This window comes from Pseudomonas sp. LBUM920 (assembly GCF_003852315.1).
Lineage (GTDB): Bacteria > Pseudomonadota > Gammaproteobacteria > Pseudomonadales > Pseudomonadaceae > Aquipseudomonas.
Map to the genome: position 1 here is coordinate 565,898 of NZ_CP027762.1, position 16,645 is coordinate 582,542.

The following is a 16,645-nucleotide window of genomic DNA, read 5'->3' on the forward strand; positions in this document are numbered from 1 at the left end:
CGTCATCGCGGGCAAGCCCGGCTCCCACATTTGATCGGGTTCCGCCTTTGGAATGCGGTCGAATGTGGGAGCGGGCTTGCCCGCGAATGCAATCTCTCAAACAACACATGTCCCTCAGAGATAACACCCTTGAGCATTCAATCGAGTACCTACTCCCCTGATATCGCGGTGCCGAGCGACAAACGCGTCTTCGGCGCCCGCGACCTGTTTTCCCTGTGGTTTTCCCTCGGCATCGGCCTGATGGTCCTGCAAACCGGCGCGTTGCTCGCTCCGGGCCTGGGCTTGTCCGGTTCGCTGCTGGCGATTTTTCTCGGCACGCTGGTGGGCGTGCTGTTGCTGGCCGCCGTCGGCGTTATCGGCAGCGACACTGGCTTGTCCGCCATGGCCGCGCTCAAACTCAGCCTCGGCGCCAAGGGCGCCAGCCTGCCGGCATTGCTGAACCTGCTGCAGCTGGTCGGCTGGGGCTCATTCGAAATCATCGTGATGCGCGATGCCGCCAGTTTGCTGGGCACGCGAGCATTCAGCGAGGGTAGCCTGCTGGCGAATCCTTTGCTGTGGACGCTGTTTTTCGGTGGTTTGGCGACGTTACTGGCCGTCAGTGGCCCGCTGACTTTTGTGCGCCAGATCCTGCGCAAGTGGGGCATCTGGCTGCTGCTGGCCGCCTGCCTGTGGCTGACCTGGAACCTGTTCGCCAAGGCCGACCTCGCCGCGTTGTGGGCAACACCCGGTGACGGCTCGATGCCGTTCGCGGTGGGTTTTGATATCGCCATCGCCATGCCGCTGTCGTGGCTGCCGTTGATTGCCGATTACTCGCGCTTCGGCAAACGCGCAAAAAATGTATTCGGCGGCACGGCGCTGGGCTTTTTTATCGGCAATTTCTGGCTGATGAGTTTGGGCGTGGCCTATACCCTGGCGTTTGCGCCCAGTGGTGAGGTGAATGCGCTGTTGCTGGCGCTGGCCGGTGCAGGTCTGGGCATTCCGCTGTTGCTGATCCTGTTGGACGAGTCGGAAAACGCCTTTGCCGATATTCACTCGGCGGCAGTCTCCAGCGGGATTTTGCTGCGTTGGAAGGTCGAACACCTGGCGTTGGCCATCGGCGTTATCTGCACGCTGATCGCCTGCTTCGCGCCGTTGGCGCAGTACCAGAACTTCCTGTTGCTGATCGGCTCGGTGTTCGCGCCGCTGTTCGGCGTGGTGCTGGTGGATCACTTTATCCTGCGCCGCCGTGGTCAGGGTTCAGTTGGCAACCTGCACTGGACGGCGCTGGTGGCCTGGCTGGGTGGCATCGCCACGTATCACGTGCTGGCCAACCTGTATCCGGATATCGGCGCGACCCTGCCGGCACTGGTGCTGGCAGGGCTGTTGCAGTTGATATTGGGCCGGGTCTTCAGTGGCGCGCGGGCATCAGTTCAGGCTTGAGCACGCCCGTCAGACGCGCATAGGGGATGGTCATTTCGATCAGCCCCAATGCGTAAGGGCCGATGGTGGCCACGTTGTACTTGAGCACCACGCCGTCGCTGGTCAAGGCCACGTTTGGGGTTTTCTGGAACGGCCAGTTCTTGACGAACTCCGGATCGCGGTCCATCTGCGAATTGATCAGCCAGCTGTTGTGGGCGACTTTCGCGGTGTTCCAGAGCGCTTGTTCCTGGCCCGGCAGCAGCATGTCGGTCAGGCTCAGCTCTTTGTGCTGCAGGCGTGAGTAGTTGATGAAGCCGCGGCCGGGTTCACCGTGGGCGGCTCCGGTGTCCAGGTAGCTCGAAACTTCAATGATCACCAGTCCGTCATGCTGGTCACGTACCTTGGCCTGCAAGTACATGCTGTTGCGGTCCGGCGATTCGCGCAGGAACTTGTCCCGGTAGGCATTCAGCGTCGGCGGCACGCTGGCGCCGGGCGTGGTGCGGGTCATTTGCAGCAGGCGTTGCTCCACAATCGTGTCGAGCTGCGGCTCGCTGGGGAAGTGCACGGTGTCAATGTTCACCAGCGGGCAGTCAGGGCTGCCGCAGCCGGGTTTGATCTGTTCGGAGGCGTCCGATTTAGTGTCCAGCGGCTTCAGGTAGCTGGGCTGGAACAGGCTCTGGCAGGCACCCAGGGTCAAGGCAATACAAGCCACGGAGGCGATTTTTAAAAGCGACATGTGCGTCCTTCGGAAATCGATGGAAAGCGAAAAAGAGTAGCGCTTCGACTGCGAACAGAGCCGTCAGTTCGCCACTAAGCTGATTAGAGTGAGTTTGACCTCCGCCGTCTATCCCGGCAACTGGAAAGGGGCTGCATCAAGTGGCAAGGGCGCGTTAGGATGGCGCGAATTGCACCCGCGTAAACGAGGAAGAATATGACGGACATTGCCAAATCGACGCCGAACAAAATCGAAATTGTTCAGCGCGACAATGCCTACAAGGGCTTCTACAAGCTTGATCGCGTGCAGCTGCGCCACGAGAAATTCGACGGCGGCATGAGCCGGGTGATCAACCGTGAAGTCTTTGTTCGGCACGACGCGGTGTGCGTGTTGCCATATGACCCGCAGCGCGATGAAGTGGTGCTGATCGAGCAGTTCCGCGTGGGCGCCATGGGCCGTACCGACAACCCGTGGCTGATAGAAATGGTTGCCGGCCTGATCGACAAGGATGAAGCGCCGGAGGAGGTTGCACACCGCGAAGCCGAGGAGGAAGCTGGGCTGACATTCTCTGCGCTGTGGCCAATCACCCAATATTTCCCATCGCCCGGTGGCAGTACCGAATTTGTCCACTTGTACCTGGGCCGTTGCGACAGCACCGGGGCCGGTGGCGTCCATGGACTGGAAGAAGAGGCAGAAGATATCCGCGTCACCACCTGGGCCTTTGAAGATGCCTTGCAAGCGGTGCGTGACGGCAAAATTTCCAACGCAGCCAGCATTATCGCCCTGCAATGGCTTGCGCTTAATCGCGCGGAAGTGAGGGGGTTATGGCAGTAAAGGCACGGGAACGATATCGCGTTGACCTGATCGGGTTGCAAGCCGCCTGCGAGGCCAACTATGCGCGGCTGATGCGCTTGCTGCCCGACATGCGTCACACCCCCGAGGCGCGGCGTATTGCCGTGACCCACGGCGACCAGATGCTTGGCGTGCTGACCCTTGAAGTCATCGTCAACTGCCCGTACACCACCACCCTGCGCGTGCGCCAGGAGCACAGCCTGCCGTGGCTGCCGGTGCCGCAACTGGAGGTGCAGGTGTACCACGATGCGCGCATGGCCGAAGTGATCAGCGCCGAACATGCGCGACGCTTTCGCAGCATCTATCCTTACCCGAACGTGTTCATGCACCAACCCGATGAGAAAGCACAGCTCAATGTGTTCCTCGGTGAATGGCTGAGCCACTGCCTGGCCCTGGGCCATGAGTTTGAAGTCGTGCGGTAGATGTGAACTGCGTCTTTCCTCTTTGCGTCCTGCCCTAGCATAATCGCCCACATGTCCTTTTCTGTGATTGCCTTGGGAGAGCGCCTTGCCGAGCGTATCCACCGTGAACCCTGATGCGCCAGCGCTGCTGGTGCAGCTGTCCGACAGCCACCTGTATGCCGAGGCCGACGGCGCGCTGCTGGGCATGAACACCCGCGAAAGCCTGCAGCGAGTGATCGGGTTGGTGCGCTCGCAACAGCCGCAGATCGATTTGCTGCTGGCCACCGGCGACCTGTCCCAGGACGGCACGCTTGAGTCCTATCAACAGTTTCGCGACCTGACCCGACAGATCGACGCTCCGGCGCGCTGGATTCCCGGCAATCACGACGAGCCGCAGATCATGGCCCACGCCGCCGAACACAGTGATTTGCTGGAGCCGGTCGTCGACATCGGCAACTGGCGCGTCACCTTGCTGGATTCGGCTGTTCCAGGCTCGGTGCCCGGTTACTTGCAAGATCAGCAACTGCAATTGCTTGCCCAGGCCTTGAGCGAGGCGCCTTCCCGTCATCATCTGGTGTGTTTTCACCATCATCCGGTGCCCATTGGCTGTGCGTGGATGGAGCCCATCGGCCTGCGCAACCCGGAGGCTTTGTTTGCGGTGCTCGACCGCTTTCCACAGGTCAAGGCGCTGCTCTGGGGCCATGTGCATCAGGAAATCGACCGTGATCGCAACGGCGTGCGCTTGCTGGCGTCGCCGTCTACCTGCATTCAGTTCGCGCCGGGCAGCGAAGACTTCAAGGTCAGCGAGCAAGCGCCGGGTTACCGCTGGCTGCGCCTGCACGCCGACGGGCGGTTGGAGACCGGCGTAGAGCGGGTCGAAGGTTTCGCGTTTACCATCGATTACGGCAGCAACGGCTACTAAAAGCTGTAAACGCTGGTTAAAAGTGTGGGAGCTGGCTTGCCTGCGATAGCGGTATACCGGTTGATAAATGTGTGACTGATACACCGTCATCGCAGGCAAGCCAGCTCCCACAGTGGATCTTCTGTGTCCTTTGGATAGAGGGCCTCACACACCACCCCGATCCCTGTAAACTGCGCCTCTTTGGCTGACGCACGGAGAGCCCGGCATGTCTGCTTCGATCTTGTATATCCACGGTTTCAACAGTGCGCCGGCCTCCAACAAGGCCAGTCAGTTGATGACCGTGATGGACAGCCTCGGCCTGGCCGACCAATTGCGCGTGCCGGCCCTGCATCACCACCCGCGCCAGGCAATTGTTCAATTGGAAGAAGCGATTGCGCAGCTGGGTCGGCCGCTGCTGGTCGGCAGCTCACTCGGCGGCTACTATGCAACCCATCTTGCCGAACGCCATGGCCTCAAGGCGCTGCTGGTCAACCCGGCGGTCAGCCCGCATCGGATGTTTGACGGTTACCTGGGGACCCAGAAGAACCTCTACACCGATGAAACCTGGGAGCTGACCCACGACCACGTCGCGGCCCTGGCCGAACTGGAAGTGCCAGCCCCGCAGGACGCCGCGCGTTATCAGGTGTGGTTGCAGACCGGGGATGAAACCCTGGATTATCGCCTCGCCCAACAGTATTACCGGGCCTGTGCCTTGCGCATCCAGGCCGGTGGCGACCATGGCTACCAAGGGTTCGCCCAGCAACTGCCGGCGATGTTGAGCTTTGCCGGTATTGGTGCAGATCAGTATCAATCCTTCGACTTTGCAGCCCTGTAAAGCCGCAGGTTACTTTTTAATCGAACGACTCACGACGAGACCCCATGGCCACTCCCAGCGCTAGCTCTTATAACGCCGACGCCATCGAAGTCCTCTCGGGCCTCGACCCGGTGCGTAAACGCCCAGGCATGTACACCGACACCAGCCGGCCGAACCACCTTGCCCAGGAAGTCATCGACAACAGCGTCGACGAAGCCTTGGCCGGGCATGCCAAGTCGGTACAAGTCATCTTGCACGCCGACCATTCCCTGGAAGTGTCCGACGATGGTCGCGGCATGCCGGTGGACATCCACCCCGAAGAGGGAGTGTCGGGCGTCGAGCTGATCCTCACCAAGCTGCACGCCGGCGGCAAGTTCTCCAACAAGAACTACCAGTTTTCCGGTGGCTTGCACGGTGTGGGTATTTCCGTGGTCAACGCCCTGTCCACGCAGGTCAGGGTCAAGGTCAAGCGCGACGGTAACGAGTACCAGATGACCTTCGCCGATGGCTACAAAGCCACCGACCTGGAAGTGATCGGCAGCGTTGGCAAGCGCAACACCGGCACCAGCGTGTACTTCGCGCCGGACCCGAAATACTTCGATTCACCCAAGTTCTCCATCAGCCGCCTCAAGCATGTGCTCAAGGCCAAGGCCGTTCTGTGCCCCGGTTTGCTGGTCAGCTTTGAAGACAAAGGCACCGGCGAGAAGGTCGAGTGGCATTACGAAGACGGCCTGCGTTCCTACCTCGAAGACTCTGTCAGCGACTTCGAACGCCTGCCCAACGAGCCGTTCTGCGGCAGCCTGGCCGGTAATAAAGAAGCCGTTGACTGGGCGCTGCTGTGGTTGCCTGAAGGCGGCGACAGCGTGCAGGAAAGCTACGTCAACCTGATCCCCACCGCCCAGGGCGGCACCCACGTCAACGGTTTGCGCCAGGGTTTGCTGGACGCCATGCGCGAATTCTGCGAATACCGCAGCCTGTTGCCACGTGGCGTGAAGCTGGCGCCGGAAGACGTGTGGGAGCGCATCGCGTTCGTGCTGTCGATGAAGATGCAGGAGCCGCAATTCTCCGGTCAAACCAAGGAACGCCTGTCGTCGCGTGAAGCGGCGGCGTTTGTCTCCGGCGTGGTCAAAGATGCGTTCAGCCTGTGGCTCAACGAGCACCCGGAGCTGGGCCTGGCCCTGGCGGAGTTGGCGATCAATAACGCCGGCCGCCGTTTGAAGGCCAGCAAAAAGGTCGAGCGCAAGCGCATTACCCAAGGGCCGGCACTGCCGGGCAAGCTGGCCGACTGCGCCGGGCAAGACCCGATGCGTTCCGAGCTGTTTCTGGTCGAAGGTGACTCCGCCGGCGGTTCTGCCAAGCAAGCGCGAGACAAGGAGTTCCAGGCGATCCTGCCGTTGCGCGGCAAGATCCTCAACACCTGGGAAGTCGATGGCAGCGAAGTCCTCGCCAGCCAAGAGGTGCACAACATCGCCGTGGCCATCGGCGTCGACCCGGGCGCGGCAGACATGAGCCAGCTGCGCTACGGCAAGATCTGTATCCTCGCCGACGCCGACTCCGACGGTTTGCACATCGCCACGCTGCTGTGCGCGCTGTTCGTCCAGCACTTCCGCCCATTGGTGGATGCCGGTCACGTCTACGTTGCCATGCCGCCGCTGTACCGTATCGATTTGGGCAAGGAGATTTTCTACGCGCTCGACGAAGCCGAGCGCGATGGCATCCTCGACCGCCTGGTCGCCGAGAAGAAACGCGGCAAGCCACAGGTCACGCGATTCAAAGGCCTGGGTGAAATGAACCCACCGCAGCTGCGCGAAACCACCATGGACCCGAACACGCGGCGCCTGGTGCAGTTGACCCTGGAAGACTTCGCCGGCACCTCGGAAATGATGGACATGTTGCTGGCGAAAAAACGTGCACCGGATCGCAAGGCCTGGCTGGAGTCCAAAGGCAACCTGGCCGAGGTTCTGGGCTGATGCGCACAGGTTTCGCCCTGGCGATCCTGATGTTGAGCGGGTTGGCGGCGGCCGAAGTGGTCGCCGAGCCCGTGGCTGAGCTAAAGCTGATATCCGAGCATCCGGTGGACGGCATGCGCGGCGGTAACCTCTCGGGCCTGGCGGTATGTGGCCAGGAGCTGTGGACGGTGTCCGATCGCGATGACGACCAGATTTACCGGCTCGACATCAGTGCGCAGACCTGGCAGGCCGAAACCGTGAAAATTGACGTGCCGCCGGTGCCCGAGTCCGGGTTGCCCTGGGGGTTGCGCTCGCGCACCAAGGCGGCGTCGTTCATCCGCGGTGGCGACCTGGATTTTGAAGGCATTACCTGCGATGCCGCCGGCAACCGCTACATTGTCAGCGAAGCCCACGCTGCGGTGTTGCAAGTGCCGATGGCGGGCGCCCCTGAATGGTTGAAAATCGCCCCTGGCATGGTGCGTGAAGCCCGCGCCAGTGGCATGTTGCTGCACTTCAACGCTTTATTCGAAGGCCTGGCGGTGAATCCTGCCGGTAATCAGATTTGGCTGGCGGCCGAGCGTGAGCGGCGTGGCTTAATCTCGATCAAGCGCGGGCAGAGCGTATGGGACTGTGACGGTCCCTGTGTGTTGTTGAGCGAGGCTGGTCAGGAAGTGCAACCGGCGCAGTTCACCAACGCCAAGGCTGTGTCCAAGGATTTTGCCGACCTGGCGCTGTTTGACGGCAAGCTGTTTACCCTGGAGCGCAATGCGTTCCAGATTTGCCGGCGCGATGCGGTCACCGCCAAAGTCGAGCTGTGCTGGTCGTTTGCCGACGAAACCCTGATGCCGAAACGGCGCTATGCCCAGCCCTACGGCCTGGCCGAAGCCCTGGTGGTGGATGCAGACGGCGCCTGGCTTGGGATCGACAACAATTTTGGCCCGCGTGCCGATGGTGAAAAACGCCCTGTGGTCTATCGTTTCGCCGCGCCTGCCGGCGGCTGGAGCGCCCAGCCATGAGCGGGCAGCCGCCTGGCAAGCGCGCCGGACGTGTGCTGATGTTTGTGGCATGGGGCGCCGGGCTGTTTTTGGCCACACGGTTTTTTGGGCAGTGGGAAGCACGTCAGGAAAATCCCAATGCGGTGGTGACCTCGCAGCAACACGCGGGGTACATCGAGGTGAAATTGCTGGGCAACGGCCAAGGGCATTTTGTTGCCAGTGGCCAGATCAATGGTCAGCCGGTGGAGTTTATGCTCGATACCGGCGCGACCGATGTGGCGGTGCCGGCCGAATTGGCCGACCGCCTCGGGCTTAAACGTGGCCTGCCGGTGACCTTGAGCACCGCCAACGGCCGTGTTCAGGGCTACCGCACCCACCTCGACCGCCTGAAGCTGGGCGATATCGTCCTGCAGGACGTCCGCGCGATCGTGGCGCCGGGCTTGGACGGGGAACAGGTGCTGCTGGGCATGAGCGCATTGAAACAACTTGAATTTACCCAGCGCAGCGGCACATTGCTGCTGCGCCAGACCAAACAATGATGAGGCCCGCATGAGTGACATCCTCGCAGACAGCTTAGATGGCGTAGAACGCCGGTCGCTGGCTGACTTCACCGAAAATGCCTACCTCAACTACTCCATGTACGTGATCATGGACCGTGCCTTGCCGCATATCGGCGACGGCCTGAAACCGGTACAACGGCGCATCATCTACGCCATGAGTGAGTTGGGGCTGGACGCTGATTCCAAGCACAAGAAGTCGGCGCGTACCGTCGGTGACGTGCTCGGCAAGTTCCACCCACACGGCGACTCGGCGTGCTACGAAGCCATGGTGCTGATGGCCCAGCCGTTCAGCTACCGCTACACGCTGGTAGACGGCCAGGGTAACTGGGGTGCGCCGGATGATCCCAAGTCCTTCGCCGCCATGCGATACACCGAGGCACGCCTGTCGCGTTACTCCGAAGTGCTGCTCAGCGAGTTGGGCCAGGGTACCGCGAACTGGGGCCCGAACTTCGACGGTACCCTGGACGAACCCTTGGTGTTGCCGGCCCGTTTGCCGAATATCCTGCTCAATGGCACCACCGGCATCGCGGTCGGCATGGCCACCGACGTGCCGCCGCATAACCTGCGCGAAGTGGCCACCGCCTGCGTACGCTTGCTGGATGAACCCAAGGCCACGGTCGAGCAGCTCTGCGAACATATCCAGGGCCCGGACTACCCGACCGAAGCGGAAATCATCACGCCGCGCGCCGACTTGTTGAAGATGTACGAAACCGGCAAGGGCTCGGTGCGCATGCGCGCCGTGTACCACATCGAAGACGGCGACATTATTGTCACCGCGCTGCCGCACCAGGTGTCCGGCGCCAAGGTGCTGGAACAGATCGCCGCGCTGATGCAGGCCAAACCGTCGAAACTGCCGCAAGTCGCTGACCTGCGTGACGAGTCCGACCACGAGAACCCATGCCGCATCGTGATCATCCCGACCAACAGCCGGGTCGACCACGAAGTGCTGATGCAGCACCTGTTTGCCAGTACCGACTTGGAGTCGAGCTACCGGGTCAACGTCAACATCATCGGCCTGGATGGCAAGCCGCAGCTGAAAAACCTGCGCAACTTGCTGGTGGAGTGGCTGGAGTTCCGCATACAAACCGTGCGCCGCCGCCTGCAATTTCGCCTCGACAAGGTCGAGCGTCGCTTGCACCTGTTGGACGGCTTGCTGATTGCTTATCTCAACCTGGACGAAGTGATCCATATCATTCGTACCGCCGAGCACCCGAAAGCCGAGCTGATCGCGCGCTTCGAGCTGAGCGAGATCCAGGCCGACTACATTCTCGACACCCGCCTGCGTCAGTTGGCGCGCCTGGAAGAGATGAAGTTGCGCGACGAGCAGGATGCATTGCTCAAGGAACAAGCCAAGCTGCAAGCGCTGCTGGGCAGCGAAGCCAAGCTCAAGAAGCTGGTGCGCAGCGAACTGATCAAAGATGCCGAAACCTATGGTGATGACCGTCGCTCGCCAATCGTCGAGCGCGCAGAAGCGAAAGCTCTGACAGAAACCGAGCTGTTGCCTAACGAGAAAATTACCGTCGTTCTGTCGGAAAAGGGTTGGGTTCGCTCCGCCAAAGGGCATGATATTGACGCTACCGGCCTCTCGTACAAGGCCGGTGATGGCTTCAAGACCGCGGCTGCCGGGCGTTCCAACCAATTTGCAGTGTTTATCGATTCCACCGGGCGCAGTTACTCGGTGCCGGCGCACACGTTGCCTTCAGCGCGTGGCCAGGGCGAGCCGCTGACCGGGCGACTCACACCGCCACCGGGGGCGAGTTTCGAATGCGTGCTGCTGCCCGATGATGATTCGCTGTATGTGATCGCGTCCGACGCGGGTTACGGTTTTGTGGTCAAGGGTGAAGACCTGCAGGCCAAGAACAAGGCGGGCAAGGCGTTGTTGAGCTTGCCCAACAACGCCAAGGTGATCCTGCCGCGCACAGTGGAAGACCGCGAGAGCAACTGGCTGGCGTCGGTGACCACCGAAGGGCGTCTGCTGGTGTTCAAGATCAGTGACTTGCCGCAGCTGGGTAAAGGCAAGGGCAACAAGATTATTGGGATTCCCGGGGAGCGGGTGGCCAGTCGCGAAGAGTACGTGACCGACATTGCAGTGATCCCGGAAGGCTCAACCCTGGTACTTCAGGCTGGCAAACGCACGCTGTCGCTGCGTGCTGACGACCTGGAACATTACAAGGGTGAGCGTGGGCGGCGCGGTAACAAACTGCCGCGGGGCTTCCAGCGAGTGGATGCTTTGTTGGTCGAAACGCCGGTTTAAGGCGTATTAGAGCCCTCGATCTACGATTTAACGCGTAGATCGACGCTTTCGCGCTGGAGTCATGGCGCATATTCACGGATGATATGGCCTTTCCAGCGCCGGCGTGGCCGAGCGTGTTTAGGGTATTTTTAGTATTACATTGTGGTTCGCCTTGTGGCAGCCACCTGGATGGGATGATGACTGCTCCACGCCTTCCTTTATTTTTGATGCTCGCTGGCCTTTTGGGGCTGGCGGGTTGCAGCACGCACCAGCCGGTGTCGCTGTACCAGCTGGACAGCGGAAGTCCAGCTCAGCCAGCGCAAACCGCTGGCATGGCCGTATTGCTTGGCCCGGTAGTCGTTGCCGATTACCTGCAACGCGAAACCCTGCTGCAACGTCAGAACGACGGCAGCCTGCAAGGTTCCACTGACGGCCGTTGGGCGGGCAGTTTGTCGTCCGACATCAACCAGTTGATGTTGCGCCAAGTGGCCGGTCATCTGGACAGTCAGCGTGTGGTGCTTGCGCCTGCGCCAACCGGCTTTACTCCGGATGTGCAGGTGTTGCTGACCATTACGCGGCTTGACTCGGGCGCCTCGCAGCCGGCCATCCTCGACGCGCAGTGGCGTCTGATCGACCGCCGTGGCCAGGTGCGCGATAACCGCATCGTGCATTTGCAGGAAGAACACAGCGGCACCACCGCGTCCCAGGTCCAGGCCCAGGGCGTGTTGTTGCAGCATCTGGCGCAGCAGTTGTCGGTGGCGCTCAAGCCATTGGCCAACCAGCCGCCGGTTGCCGAGGCACCGCGCAAGCAAGCCCCGGCTCAGGCCAAGCCCGCAGCGCCGGAAAAGCCGAAGATGCCGATGGCTACGCCGATTCGTACGGACATGGAAGTGTTCAGGTTCTGATCTGAATCGCAGACAAACAAAAAGGCCCGCTTATTCAGCGGGCCTTTTTTGTTTGTCCGGGATTTGAGTTGCGCTGCAGATTAATGTGGGAGCGGGCTTGCCCGCGAATGCGTTGGATCAGTCGATAAGCCTGGCCACTGACACGCCGCCTTCGCGAGCAAGCCCGCTCCCACACAAGCCCACTGCTCAGTGGGCTGGGCGGTGTCTTCAGGACTTGGTACGGGTCTCATGCATCCGCGCCAACTGCCGCTCCAGCATCGACGGATACGGCTCCATCAAGCGTTCCACACAGCTGGCGCCTTCAGGGCTGGCAATCGGGCGGATACGCGCGCGTTGGCGAATCAACGCGTCTTCGCTGATCTTGCGCTCCACCAGCAGCAGGTTGCGGCTGTGTTGCGACAAGGCCAGCGCATCCTGGGCGATTTCAGTCAGCAGCAGGTCGATCTGGCTCATGCCAAACAGATCATCGCCCACGGTCAAACCAAGCTGCAGCTGCAAGGTGATGCCGCTGTCGGCCACTTCGATCTGCAGGGCATGGCCGAGGGCGCGCAACAACTCGCCGCAGCAAATGGCGTTGGTCAGGTAATCTTCGCCGCTGTCTTCGCTGTGGAACAGCATCAGCGTGCTGCCGTCGTTCAGGGTGTGCAGTTCGCTCTGATACAGCGAGGCGGCCTGGTCCAGGCAGTCGCGGTAGCGTTCCAGCAATTCCGTCAGGCGGGCGCGGGGCAGGCGGCGCAGTTGGTCCTGGGCGCCCAGTTGCACGGCTAATACGGCGCTGTGCTGAGGCTCGGTGTTCTTCACCGGCGCAGGCTTAGGCACGACGGCCGCGGTGGCGGCCGAGGTATCGCGCAGGTCGGAGAACGGGTCTTCGTCATCCAGTTCATCTTCCTCCGCCTTGATGACCTGGCGGGGCGCGGGCTTGAGGCCTGCCACCGGCGCACTTTCGTCAAAGCCTGGATCACGCAGGTCGCGCACTTCAAACTCGGGTTCGTCGTCGTAATCGGTGTCGTCGTACTCGGGTTCTGGCTCGACCTCGGGCACTACCGGCTCGGGTGCGAAGCTGGCGTGAAGCTGGCGGGCGAGGTCGCCGATCTCATCCTGGCGATCAGTGGCCGGGGTGTGTTCGTCAATATCGCGCAGCCAGATGCGCAGCTGCATCAGCGGCGTGGAGATATGCCGCCCCAGGCGCAAGCTCAAGGCCAGGGCCAATGCCAACAGGATCGCGCTGAGGATGCCCATGCTTTGCAGGCTGATGGTCATCGGCTGCTGGAATTGCTGCATGTCCAGGCTGATGCGCAGTTGGCCGGCCTTCACATCCTGAAACGTGATGTTGCTCGAATACAAACCTTCGGCTTCACCCAGCAGGCCGTTTTTCGGGCGTTGCCCGGCTTCGGCCATGATCCGGTTGTCCACGCTGTAAATCGCGGCGTGGGCCACCAACGGGTTCTTGGTCAGGTTGTTGAGCAGCACGTTGAGGCTGAGAATGTCGTTGGACACCAGCAGCTCAGTCGCCGACGTGGCGGTTTGAGTGGTCAGGCTCTCGCCCAGGGCGTCGGCTTGCTCGTGCATGGCCTGCTTGAACTGCAAGCCCATCACGCAGGCATAGATCACCAGGGCCAGAGCGACCAGGATCACGTTATGGCTGGCGATGCGTAATGCGATCGGTACACGGCGGTGGCGCAGTGCCCGGAAGATCAGCAGGAAGAAGTTATCGGTTTTTACTGGCGTAGGCCGGTTCACTTGAGCTCGGCTCTTTAGTCCGTGAAGTTGACGCGCAGTATAGCGACAGGCCTGGGACCGGCAAAGCGCTGGCTGTGCCCGATGGTCACTGAAAGTGGGTAGAATGCGGTTTTTTTCCAGCCTGGGGGTGCGCTTTGCGCGAAATTGTCCTGATAAACATCACAGGTGTTGACCGACCGGGTCTCACCGCAGCCATTACCGGTGTGCTGGCCCAGGGTGGTGTGAACATTCTCGACATCGGCCAGGCGGTGATCCACGACACCCTCTCGTTCGGCATCCTCGTGGAAATCCCGAGTACCGAACAGGCTTCTTCGGTGCTCAAGGACATCCTGTTTACGGCGTATAAGCTCGATCAGCAGGTGCGTTTCACGCCGGTGTCCGAAGTCGATTACCAGCATTGGGTGGAAGGCCAGGGCAAAAAACGCCACATCGTCACGCTGCTGACTCGCAAAGTTACCGCCGAGCAATTGCAGCGCGTCAGCTCGATTACCGCCCAGTACGGTTTGAATATTGATCATATCGACCGTTTGTCGGGTCGCATGCCGCTTGATACGCCAGCCGACAAGGGCAAGGGCTGCATCGAGTTTTCCGTGCGCGGCGAACCGGCGGATCCGCAAGCCCTGCGCGCCGAGTTCTTGAGCGTGGCTCAAGAGCTGAATGTTGACATCGCCTTCCAGGAAGACTCGCTGTTCCGCCGCAACCGCCGCCTGGCGGTGTTCGACATGGACTCCACGCTGATTGAAGCCGAAGTCATCGACGAGCTGGCCAAGGCTGCCGGTGTCGGCGAGCAAGTGTCTGAAATTACCGAGCGCGCCATGGCCGGTGAGCTGGATTTCCGTGCCAGCTTCAAGGAGCGCCTGGCGCTGCTCAAAGGCCTGGATGTGAGCGTGCTGGACTCGATCGGCGCCTCGTTGCGCCTGACCGAAGGCGCCGAAACCCTGTTCGCCGAGCTCAAGCGCCTGGGCTACAAGACCGCGATTCTATCGGGCGGGTTTACCTACTTCGCCAAGCAACTGCAGGCCAAGCTGGGCATCGATTATGTGTTCGCCAACGAGCTGGAAGTGGTGGATGGCAAGGTGACGGGCGTGGCGGTGGAGCCGATTGTCGACGCGCAGCGCAAAGCGGATTTGCTGAGGGAATTGGCGCATAAGGAAGGTTTGCGTCTGGAACAGACCATTGCGGTCGGTGACGGCGCCAATGACTTGCCGATGCTCGCAATTGCCGGGTTGGGTGTGGCGTTCCGCGCCAAGCCACTGGTCAAGCAATCGGCCAAGCAGGCGATCTCGACGTTGGGGCTGGATGGCGTGTTGTACCTGCTGGGCTTGCGCGACCGCGACGGTCAGTTGTAACTGGCAAAACGCAGTTGAAAATGTGGGAGGGGGCTTGCCCCCGATTGCGATGAGTCAGTCACCCGATGAGGTGACTGAAACACAGCTTTCGGGGGGCAAGCCCCCTCCCATATTGGGTTTGGTGTCAGGCTTTAGGAGCGGCGATGCCCTGGCCCATCTGTACCGGCGTGCCCGCCACCAGTTCTTCGGCCCACTTAACCTGGTCCGGCCCGAACAGCACAATTGCAGTCGAACCCAGCTTGAAACGGCCCAGTTCTGCGCCTTTCTCCAAGTGAATCGGTGCGCGTGCAGCCTCGTCGTAGCGGAAGGTTTTCAGCTCGCGTTTTGGCGGCGTCACCAGCCCGGCCCATACGGTTTCAATCGACGCGACGATCATCGCACCCACCAACACCACCGCCATCGGGCCGCGTTCGGTGTCGAACAGGCAGACAACACGTTCGTTACGGGCAAACAGCTCAGGCACGTTTTCGGCGGTGGTCTGGTTGACCGAGAAAATTCGACCTGGCACGTAGACCATCTCGCGAAGCGTACCGGCCAGCGGCATATGCACGCGGTGGTAGTCCTTGGGCGACAGGTAAATAGTGGCGAAATCACCGCCCATAAACGGTGCAGCCAATGCGGCATCGCCGCCCAGCAATTCCAGCACGCTGAAGCTGTGGCCCTTGGCCTGGAACACGCGGCCGTGTTCGATTGGGCCAAGCTGGCTGACGGCGCCGTCGGCCGGGCTGAGTACCGCGCCTGGGGTTTGATCCAGCGGGCGCGCGCCGTCTTTCAAGGCGCGGGTGAAGAAGGCGTTGAAATGCTCGTAGGCGGTCAAGTCTTCAACCAGGGCTTGGGACATGTCCACCTGATAGCGCTTGGCGAACCAGGCGGTGAAGGCGTTCTTGAACCAGCGCACGCGGCACTCGGCGATGCAGCCGGCCAGTCGCGAGAGCAAGTGGTGCGGCAGCAAGTACTGGCTGAGGATAAACAACTGCTTTTTCATTAACTGTCCTTAAACCTTAAATCTCAACGGGGGTGTCGGGGTGGTTGCCCCATTCGCCCCAGGAACCGGCATAACCTTTGACTCGCGGATAACCGAGCGCCTTGGCCACCAGGTAGGTGAAGCCAGAGCGGTGGTGAGTCTGGCAGTGGGTGATGATTTCTTTGTCTTTGGTCAACCCGAGGTCTTCCAGAATCTGCGGCATGTCGCGGCGGATACGCAGGCTGCGCGCCTTGTCCATGCCGGTGGTCCATTCGAAGTTCACCGCGCCGGGGATGTGTCCGCCCTTGGCTGCGAGCACTTTCTCGCCGGAGTATTCCAGGGGGCCGCGTGCGTCCCAGATACCCAGGTCGGCCGCGCCAAGTCGGCTTTGCAGGTATTCGCGGGTGGCGGTAGGGCCGTCGTGCAAGGTCAGGCTCACCGGCCCGCCGACAGGGGCGGGCACCTCGGTGGATAGCGGATGCTGACCGTCCAGCCATGCCAGCAGGCCGCCGTCCAGGTAGTGGTATTTCTGGTGGCCGATCACGTCGAGCAACCAGATGAAGCGCCCGGCCCAGCCGCCGCCTTCGTCGTCGTAGACCACGTAGGTGGCATCCGGGGTGTGGCCCAGTTCGCCGAACAATTTTTCGAGGTCGGCCTTGTGCGGCAGCAAACCGGGTGCGGGCGTCTGGCCCAGTTGGGTGCGCTTGGGGTCAACGAAATGCGCGCCGGGGATATGCCCTTCGGCGTAGCGGGCAGCACTGGTGAGGTCCACCAGAATCAGGTGTTCGGCATCCAGTTGACCGAGCAGGTCGCTGGACTCGATCACCAGCGGCAAGCCAGAGAAGTCAGGCATGTGAGGTCTCCTGGGC

The 16,645-nt window shown here is 61.3% G+C and carries 15 protein-coding genes; 11 read left to right on the plus strand and 4 right to left on the minus strand.

Features of this window, described 5'->3' with window-relative positions; translation table 11 throughout:
* Window positions 1–129 precede the first annotated feature (129 nt).
* On the plus strand, window positions 130–1,419 hold the full coding sequence (gene cytX, locus C4J83_RS02450) for a putative hydroxymethylpyrimidine transporter CytX (RefSeq protein WP_124416275.1): 1,290 nt from the start codon (window positions 130–132) through the stop codon (window positions 1,417–1,419).
* On the opposite strand, the gene C4J83_RS02455 is transcribed toward cytX, so the two are convergent.
* Complete coding sequence (locus C4J83_RS02455) at window positions 1,388–2,134, minus strand: RsiV family protein (RefSeq protein WP_124416276.1); 747 nt, start codon at window positions 2,132–2,134, stop codon at window positions 1,388–1,390. The genes cytX and C4J83_RS02455 overlap by 32 nt on opposite strands.
* 195 nt (window positions 2,135–2,329) lie before the next feature.
* On the opposite strand from C4J83_RS02455, the gene C4J83_RS02460 reads away from it, so the two are divergent.
* The 9 genes from C4J83_RS02460 (at window position 2,330) to C4J83_RS02500 (ending at window position 11,723) form a co-directional block, all read left to right on the plus strand.
* Window positions 2,330–2,947 carry an NUDIX domain-containing protein gene (locus C4J83_RS02460; protein ID WP_119737947.1) on the plus strand — a complete coding sequence of 206 codons (618 nt, stop codon included), beginning with the start codon at window positions 2,330–2,332 and terminating at the stop codon, window positions 2,945–2,947.
* Window positions 2,938–3,387, plus strand: coding sequence for a DUF1249 domain-containing protein (locus tag C4J83_RS02465; RefSeq protein ID WP_003209507.1), 450 nt, complete (start codon window positions 2,938–2,940; stop codon window positions 3,385–3,387). The genes C4J83_RS02460 and C4J83_RS02465 overlap by 10 nt, the downstream gene beginning before the upstream one ends.
* A gap of 85 nt (window positions 3,388–3,472) precedes the next feature.
* Entirely contained in the window at window positions 3,473–4,288 is an 816-nt protein-coding gene (gene cpdA / locus C4J83_RS02470) for a 3',5'-cyclic-AMP phosphodiesterase (RefSeq protein WP_106577605.1), read from the plus strand.
* Window positions 4,289–4,493: 205 nt separating this feature from the next.
* Window positions 4,494–5,102, plus strand: coding sequence for a YqiA/YcfP family alpha/beta fold hydrolase (locus C4J83_RS02475; RefSeq protein ID WP_124416277.1), 609 nt, complete (start codon window positions 4,494–4,496; stop codon window positions 5,100–5,102).
* Between the two features lie 44 nt (window positions 5,103–5,146).
* Window positions 5,147–7,051, plus strand: a complete 1,905-nt coding sequence (parE, locus tag C4J83_RS02480) for a DNA topoisomerase IV subunit B (protein WP_106577607.1) — start codon at window positions 5,147–5,149, stop codon at window positions 7,049–7,051.
* The gene (locus C4J83_RS02485; RefSeq protein ID WP_124416278.1) at window positions 7,051–8,046 is read left to right on the plus strand and encodes an esterase-like activity of phytase family protein; all 996 of its coding nucleotides are present in this window, start codon (window positions 7,051–7,053) and stop codon (window positions 8,044–8,046) included. The genes parE and C4J83_RS02485 overlap by 1 nt, the downstream gene beginning before the upstream one ends.
* Complete coding sequence (locus tag C4J83_RS02490; protein WP_106577609.1) at window positions 8,043–8,564, plus strand: retropepsin-like aspartic protease family protein; 522 nt, start codon at window positions 8,043–8,045, stop codon at window positions 8,562–8,564. The genes C4J83_RS02485 and C4J83_RS02490 overlap by 4 nt, the downstream gene beginning before the upstream one ends.
* A gap of 10 nt (window positions 8,565–8,574) precedes the next feature.
* Window positions 8,575–10,839: a DNA topoisomerase IV subunit A gene (gene parC / locus C4J83_RS02495; RefSeq protein WP_106577610.1), complete on the plus strand. Its 2,265-nt coding sequence runs from the start codon at window positions 8,575–8,577 to the stop codon at window positions 10,837–10,839.
* A 176-nt stretch (window positions 10,840–11,015) separates the two neighbouring features.
* Window positions 11,016–11,723, plus strand: a complete 708-nt coding sequence (locus C4J83_RS02500) for a PqiC family protein (RefSeq protein ID WP_164487902.1) — start codon at window positions 11,016–11,018, stop codon at window positions 11,721–11,723.
* Between the two features lie 207 nt (window positions 11,724–11,930).
* Here C4J83_RS02500 and C4J83_RS02505 read toward each other — a convergent pair whose 3' ends face one another.
* A complete protein-coding gene (locus C4J83_RS02505; RefSeq protein ID WP_106577612.1) occupies window positions 11,931–13,463 on the minus strand; it encodes an AhpA/YtjB family protein in 1,533 nt (510 codons plus the stop codon).
* Between the two features lie 134 nt (window positions 13,464–13,597).
* Between C4J83_RS02505 and serB the strand changes: the two genes are divergently transcribed.
* Window positions 13,598–14,812 (plus strand): phosphoserine phosphatase SerB, encoded by a 1,215-nt coding sequence (serB, locus tag C4J83_RS02510; RefSeq protein ID WP_124416279.1) that lies wholly within the window; start codon window positions 13,598–13,600, stop codon window positions 14,810–14,812.
* A gap of 124 nt (window positions 14,813–14,936) precedes the next feature.
* Here serB and asd read toward each other — a convergent pair whose 3' ends face one another.
* Together asd and C4J83_RS02520 are read right to left on the minus strand one after the other, a co-directional pair.
* Window positions 14,937–15,797, minus strand: a complete 861-nt coding sequence (asd, locus tag C4J83_RS02515; protein ID WP_106577614.1) for an archaetidylserine decarboxylase — start codon at window positions 15,795–15,797, stop codon at window positions 14,937–14,939.
* Window positions 15,798–15,813: 16 nt separating this feature from the next.
* On the minus strand, window positions 15,814–16,629 hold the full coding sequence (locus C4J83_RS02520) for a rhodanese-like domain-containing protein (protein ID WP_124416280.1): 816 nt from the start codon (window positions 16,627–16,629) through the stop codon (window positions 15,814–15,816).
* Window positions 16,630–16,645 lie beyond the last annotated feature (16 nt).